The following is a 6,319-nucleotide window of genomic DNA, read 5'->3' as shown; positions in this document are numbered from 1 at the left end:
GGGACAGGGGGACGGGGGTACGGGGGGGGGTGCCGGGGGAATACGGGGTACGGGGGAACGCGCCGGTCCGGCGAGGCTCAGGGGGATGCGGCCTCACCGGACCGGCGCGCGTACGTACGCGGTGCGCGTACGGGCGTCAGCGTCCGCCGACCCGGCCGTGCAGCAGCCGCGAGAGCGCCGCGTGGACATCGTCCATCGACCGCTCCGGCTGGAACGCCTGCCAGTCGAGCGCCGCCACGAGTACCATCCCGACCAGCGCCGCCGCCGTCAGCGGCACATCGATCTCATCGCTCAGCTCACCGCCCTCGACGGCCTCCACGAGCACCCTCTCGACGACCGCGACGGCCTCCTGGCGCACCACCAGCAGCGTCGACTGCCAGGCCCGGTTGGTCCGCCACAGCTCGGCGACGTACAGCTGCGTGAAAGCGGGATAGCGGTCGATGAAGACCAGACCGGCCCCGATCATCGCGTCCAGCGCCTCGATCCTGCTGCCGCCGCGCTCCGCCGTGGTGTCGGCCGCCGTCCGCAGGGACGAGGCCAGCAGCCCGACACCGTGCCGCAGCAGCTCCTCGAAAAGCTCCGTCTTGCTCTTGAAGTTGTAGTAGACCGTGCCCTTGGCGACCCCGGCGCGTTCGGCGATCTCGTCCACCGTCGTCGCCGAGAAGCCCTGTTCGGCGATGAGGGTCACCGCCGCCTCGTAGAGTTTCTGCCGGGTGGCCTGGCGGCGGGTGCTGCTGCTGTCCATGGCGACGATTGTCACAGGTCCCGCGCTGTCACAGCTCCTCCGCGCCTGCCGCATGTCCTCCGCGCTCACAGGCTCAGCTCGGGGTGCAGCCGGTCGAGTGTCCATACCTGCTTGCGCCGCGCGGACAGGGCGGTCAGCGCCAGCGCGCCCGCGGTGAAGGCGGCGAGCACGGCGCAGCCCTGCCACACGGGGCCGAGTCCGCCGCCCGAGATGAGTCTGCGCAGCGCGTCGACCACGTAACTCATCGGCAGGAAGGGGTGGATGGCGCCGAAGAAGCCCGGACTGGTCTGGACGGGATAGGTGCCGCCCGCCGAGGTCAGCTGGAGCATCAGCAGCGCCAGCACGAGGATCCGGCCCGCCGGTCCGAAGCGGGCGTTGAGCCACTGGACGATCGCGGTGAAGCAGCAGGTGACCAGCGCGAGGAAGCCGACCGTTCCGGCGGCGCGCGCCATCTCCAGGCCGATGGCCCAGTGCAGCACGGAGATCAGCGCGCCGGCCTGGAGCAGTCCGATCGCGGCGACGGGCAGCCAGCCCGCGAGGGTGATACGCCAGGCCGAGGCGCCGGCGGCCAGCGCGCGCCGGTTCAGCGGCTGGATCAGCATGTACGCCACCATCGCGCCGACCCAGAGGGAGAGCGGGATGAAGTACGGGGCGAAGCCGGTGCCGTAGTTGGGCGCGGCGTGCAGCGAGCGCGAGGCGAGCTGGACGGGGTCGGCCATCACGTCCGTCCGCCGGTCGCGGTCGGTCTTGTCGTAGTCGGGGATCTTCCCGACGCCGTCGTTGAGCCCTCCGGCCAGCTCGGCCGATCCGTCGGCGAGCTTGAAGAGCCCGCCGTCGAGGGTGTCCGCGCCGGTACTGAGCTTGCCGACACCGGTGTTGAGCGTGGCGGAGCCCTTCTTGGCGTCGGTCAGTCCGGTGTGCAGCCGGCCCGCTCCTTCGGCGACCTTCCGCGCGCCGGTGTTGAGTGCGTTGATCTTGGTGACGGCGGTCTCCAGGTCGTCGTCCAGCTTCGGCGCGTGCTCGGCGAGTGCCTTCGCCTGCTTCTGGAGCGTGGCGAGCCGGCCGTCCAGCGCCGTCAGATCGCCGTTGCTGTTCTTCACCAGGGTGTTGACGTCATCGGCGACGGCGGCCACGTCCGCGGCGGCGGTCTTGGCGCGCTTGAGGGACGGGCAGGCGCTGGGGTCGGGACCGGGGCCGGGAGCGGCGGTGCCTGTGCTTGTGCTTGTGCCGGGGGCGCGATCAGGGGCGGCGGGGGCGGCGGGGGCGTTCTCGCAGCGTTGCCCGTAGAGGGAGTTCAGCTCGTCGGAGGCCAGGCGGGCCTTCGTCGCGGCGCTGGGCGCGGCCTTCACGAGCAGCCCGAGGTTGTCCCGTATCGACTGGGAGGAATCCGCCACGAGACGCGCGGAATCGCCGATCGTCTTCCCGTTGTCCTTGAGGTACGGACGTACGTTCCCGGCCATCGAGTTGATCTTGTCGGCGAGCGACTGGGTGCCGGCGGCGACCTGTTGGGCGCCGGTGTCCAGATCGCTCGCGCCCGTGCTGAGCTTCTTCAGCCCGCCCGCCAGGTCCCCGCTGCCCTCCTTCGCGGTCTTCAGCCCGTCCACGAGGTCCTGCGAACCCTTCTGGGCCTTTCCGAGACCGCCCTTGAGCTCGTCGGCGCCCTTGGCGGCCTTCGCGGTGGCGTCGTGGATGTCCGAGAAGGAGATGAAGATCCGGTCGAGGAAGGAGCGGGAGGCATTGGTCGAGGCGGCGGTCCTCACCTCGGAGAACACGCTCCTGGAGATCTGCCCGACGATGTAGTTGTTGGCGTCGTTCGTCCGCACCTGGAGCGCGCCGGTCTCGGGCGCGTCGCCGGAACTGGACGCGATCCGCTCGCTGAGGTCGGCCGGCATGGTCAGGGAGAGGTAGTACGAACCGTCCTCCACGCCCTCGCGCGCCTCGGCCGCGCTCACCTCGTGCCAGGCGAAGACCTTGCTCTCGCGCAGGCCCCGGGTGATCTCGTCACCGGCGGCGACCTTCCGGCCCGCCGCGGTGGCGCCCTTGTCGTCGTTGACGAGCGCGACGGGGATCCGGTCGAGCCGCCCGTACGGATCCCAGAACGACCACAGATAGAGCGCGCCGTACAGCAGCGGCAGCAGCAGGATCGCGACGAGCGCGGCGCGCGGGAGCCTGCCCCTGCCGAAGCGCTTCAGCTCAAGCGCGGCCAGTTTCGGCGAGCGCATCGGCCGCCCCCTCCTCGTTGTTCGTACGGATGATGACGGTGTCCGCGTCCTGGTCCCCGGGGGCCTGGCCGCACACGGCGAGTACGGTCGTGCCGTCCTCGGCGACGGACCGCAGCAGCCGCCAGGCCGCGGCGCGGTCGGCGTCGGAGAGCTTGAGGTCCAGATCGTCCACGGCCAGCAGCCGGGGCCGGCCGATCAGCGCGAGGGCGACCGAGAGGCGCAGCGCCTCCAGCCGCTCCAGGTCGCGCACCGACGTGCGCTCGCCCTTGGGCAGGGCGGCCGTGTCGAGCCCGGCGGCGGTGAGCGCGGCGTCGATACGGTCCCGGGCCTCGGCCGCCCGCTGGGCGCGTGGCCGCAGCAGGGAGCGCGGGGAACCGCCGAACCGGCGTTGCAGCAGCGCGCGTTCACGCAGATGCTCGGCGACGGTGAGCGCCGGATCGAGATCGCTGACGCCCGGGACAGGGCCGAGGCCGCTGATCCGTCGTACGGCCGCCATGGCGCGGGGCAGGGGCAGCCCGGCGATCTCGGCCCGGCCCTCGGTGGGGCGCATACGGCCGGTGAGAGCGAGCAGCAGACAGGTGCGCCCCGAGCCCGAGGGGCCCTCGATCACGACGACCGTGCCGGGGGCGGCGTCGAGGTGGACATGACGGAACGCCCAGCCGCGCGCGCCCTTGAGCCCGAGGTCCTCGGCGAGGACGGCCGCGCCGTCCGCATCGGTCCGCCGGTTCTCCGCGTGCCGCTCGCTCTCCGCGTGCTCCTGGCTGTCCACGGGTTCGCGGTCGTCTGTGTGTTCCCGGCTCTCCACGCGTTCCCGGCTGTCCACGGGGCGCCTCGATTTCTTTGTACTGACTGGTCAGTGCAAAAGCTACTCCGAACCGGTGTGCGAGGCAAAGTCGCAGGTCAGGGCCGATTGTCAGTGGTGCCCCTCACCATGGACACATACGGCTACAGCACCGTCACACGACGACAGGAGGTTCCGTCATGGCCAGCTCCTACGCCGGTGCCGCACGTCGGCGCCGTACAGACGGCCCTGCCCCCGCCCTGACCGGTCCGCCGAGCGATGTCCACCCCGTCCTGCGCAGGGCCACGGCCCCGCCCGCAGCCCTTGACCTCCTCGCCCAGGCGCATGCGGGCCTGGACGAGGCCGCCGCGCTGGACACTCCGAACGAGCGCTACGCCACCGCCCATCTCGCCGCCCTGCGCACCGCCGCCGCGGTGCTCGCCGCCCGTGGCCGCCCGGAGACGACTCCGCAGCGGCGGCGGCGCATCAGGAGCGCCTGGGAGGTCCTCACCGAGATCGCGCCCGAGCTGTCCGAATGGAGCGCTCTCTTCGCCTCGGGCGCCCCGCGCAGGGCGCGCGCCGAGGCGGGCATACCCGGCGCGGCGACCGGACGTGACGCGGACGATCTGCTGCGCGACGCGGGCATGTTCCTGCGCCTGGTGGAGCGGCTGCTCGTCCTCGAACCCGTCCTGCCCCAGCCCCGCGCGGAACACCCCCGGCAGGGCGATGCCGCTGGGTGACCGGGACGTGCGGTCCGTAGCGTGCCGTCGGAGCGGCGCCGTCCGCCCGCGGGGCGGGCCGGGCGGGACTCTGCGGGCGCGCCCCAGGCAATAGGGTGGGCGGAGCCTGCACCGTTCACGCCCCCCACCAGGGGCGGCACCGCTCCGAGGAGTCAACTGCCGTGTCGGACCGTTCCCCTGTTACCGGTGGGGAGACGCCCTCCCGCCCCCGCGGCTCCCTGCGTACCGCCGTGGTCTGGGAGGTCCTCAAGGACGCCCTCGGCCGCCGCGCCAAGGTGGCGGGCACCGACGTCCTGGACGTGCTCGACACCGGAGGGGGTACGGGCAACTTCGCGGTGCCCGTCGCCCGTCTGGGTCATCGCGTGACCGTGGTGGACCCCAGCCCGAACGCGCTCTTCGCGCTGGAGCGCCGGGCGGCCGAGGCCGGAGTGGCCGAGCGCGTCCGCGGGGTCCAGGGCGACATCCACGGCCTCTTCGACGTGGTCGAGCGCGGCGGCTTCGACGCGGTGCTCTGCCATGGCGTCCTGGAGTACGTGGACGATCCGGCCGAGGGCGTACGGAACGCCGTGGAGGCGCTGCGCCCGGCCGGGGCGCTCAGCCTGCTCGCCGCCGGTCTGGGCGGCGCCGTGCTCGCCAGGGCGCTCGCCGGGCATTTCGTCGAGGCCCGGCAGGCACTGACCGATCCGGCGGGCCGCTGGGGCGGCGGCGACCCGGTGCCCCGGCGCTTCACCGCGGAGCAGCTCACGGAGCTGGCCGCCGGAGCCGGTCTCCGGATCAGCGCCGTGCACGGTGTACGGGTCTTCGCGGACCTGGTCCCGGGCGGGCTCGTGGACACCCAGCCGGGCGCCCTGGACGCGCTGCTCCAGCTGGAAGCGGCGGCCGCCGAACTGCCCGCCTTCCACTCCATCGCCACCCAGCTGCATGTCCTGGGCGAGAAGCGGGACTGACGCGGATTCCGTGGTTCCGGAGCCGTCCCGGGCGATTCCGGAGCCGCCCCGCAGCCGTCCTGGAGCCGCCGTGGAGCCGTCCTGGGCCGTCCGGAGTCCGTCCGGACCCCGTCCGGGGCGCTGATCGCGTGGCTGATCAGCCACGCAGCCGTACATGGAGTACGCCACAGGCCCCCCAGCGGGGCGCCAAGCGCCGTATGATCGGTGTACACCATCCGGCATGACGGATCGATGGTTGGGGAATCAACGCCTCAGCGGCCGAGCCGACATGGCGGCCCGGAATGGCGAATTGGCGTTGAGGGCGGGTTTCACGGGGGCGATTCCCTGCCTATCCTTGAAGGAGCCGCATACCGGTCGCCCCCCGCGACCGACGACTAGGAGGACTCCGTGCCGCTCTCGGAGCACGAGCAGCGAATGCTCGAGCAAATGGAGCGAGCGCTGTACGCCGAAGATCCCAAGTTCGCGACAGCGCTTGAGGGAAGCGGGCTGCGTACGTACACCCGGCGACGGGTCTACCAGGCGGTCGCAGGCTTCCTGGTGGGTATCGCGCTCCTCATGGCCGGAATGGTCGCCCAGCAGATCTGGATCAGCGTGGTGGGATTCCTCGTCATGCTGGGCTGCGCGGTCCTGGCGGTCACCGGCTGGCGCAAAGCGCCCAAACCAGGTCAGCAGCAGGCGGCGGGCGGCCCATCCGGCGGCCCCGCGCCCGCACAATCGAGACAGCGCCGCTCGATGATGAACCGCATCGAGCAGCGGTGGCAGCGCCGCCGCGACGAACAGGGCCAGTGACACGAACAGGGCCAGTGGACAGTACGACCGAGGGGCGAACGCGTCAGGCGTTCGCCCCTCGGTCGTTTCCGGCTTCCGGTTTCCGGTTTCGGTTT

The 6,319-nt window shown here is 72.2% G+C and carries 6 protein-coding genes; 3 read left to right on the top strand and 3 right to left on the bottom strand.

From position 1 onward, the window contains the following. Nucleotides 1-136: 136 nt before the first annotated feature. The 3 genes from CU044_RS03030 to CU044_RS03020 form a co-directional block, all read right to left on the bottom strand. Nucleotides 137-745, bottom strand: a complete 609-nt coding sequence (locus tag CU044_RS03030) for a TetR/AcrR family transcriptional regulator (RefSeq protein ID WP_129766865.1) — start codon at nucleotides 743-745, stop codon at nucleotides 137-139. A 65-nt stretch (nucleotides 746-810) separates the two neighbouring features. After that, nucleotides 811-2,967: a YhgE/Pip domain-containing protein gene (locus CU044_RS03025; RefSeq protein ID WP_129766864.1), complete on the bottom strand. Its 2,157-nt coding sequence runs from the start codon at nucleotides 2,965-2,967 to the stop codon at nucleotides 811-813. Further along, complete coding sequence (locus CU044_RS03020) at nucleotides 2,939-3,790, bottom strand: ATP-binding cassette domain-containing protein (protein WP_240045303.1); 852 nt, start codon at nucleotides 3,788-3,790, stop codon at nucleotides 2,939-2,941. Before CU044_RS03020 ends, CU044_RS03025 begins: the two co-directional genes overlap by 29 nt. A 158-nt stretch (nucleotides 3,791-3,948) precedes the next feature. Here CU044_RS03020 and CU044_RS03015 point away from each other — a divergent pair, with 158 nt between their 5' ends. The 3 genes from CU044_RS03015 (at nucleotide 3,949) to CU044_RS03005 (ending at nucleotide 6,224) form a co-directional block, all read left to right on the top strand. Further along, nucleotides 3,949-4,488, top strand: a complete 540-nt coding sequence (locus CU044_RS03015; RefSeq protein WP_129766862.1) for an SAV_6107 family HEPN domain-containing protein — start codon at nucleotides 3,949-3,951, stop codon at nucleotides 4,486-4,488. A gap of 230 nt (nucleotides 4,489-4,718) precedes the next feature. Beyond that, nucleotides 4,719-5,435: a methyltransferase gene (locus tag CU044_RS03010; RefSeq protein ID WP_129766871.1), complete on the top strand. Its 717-nt coding sequence runs from the start codon at nucleotides 4,719-4,721 to the stop codon at nucleotides 5,433-5,435. A gap of 387 nt (nucleotides 5,436-5,822) precedes the next feature. Then, nucleotides 5,823-6,224, top strand: a complete 402-nt coding sequence (locus CU044_RS03005) for a DUF3040 domain-containing protein (protein WP_129766861.1) — start codon at nucleotides 5,823-5,825, stop codon at nucleotides 6,222-6,224. Nucleotides 6,225-6,319 lie beyond the last annotated feature (95 nt).

This window comes from Streptomyces sp. L-9-10, from assembly GCF_004151105.1.
In the GTDB taxonomy this organism is placed as follows: Bacteria; Actinomycetota; Actinomycetes; order Streptomycetales; family Streptomycetaceae; genus Streptomyces.
Note: the sequence above shows the minus strand (reverse complement) of the source record. Positions and strands in the feature narration are given on the sequence as shown.

Coding starts and splice junctions, on each gene's coding strand:
- CU044_RS03030 (WP_129766865.1), bottom strand. CDS start 745: ATGGACAGCAGCAGCACCCGCCGCCAGGCCACCCGGCAGAAACTCTAC.
- CU044_RS03025 (WP_129766864.1), bottom strand. CDS start 2,967: ATGCGCTCGCCGAAACTGGCCGCGCTTGAGCTGAAGCGCTTCGGCAGG.
- CU044_RS03015 (WP_129766862.1), top strand. CDS start 3,949: ATGGCCAGCTCCTACGCCGGTGCCGCACGTCGGCGCCGTACAGACGGC.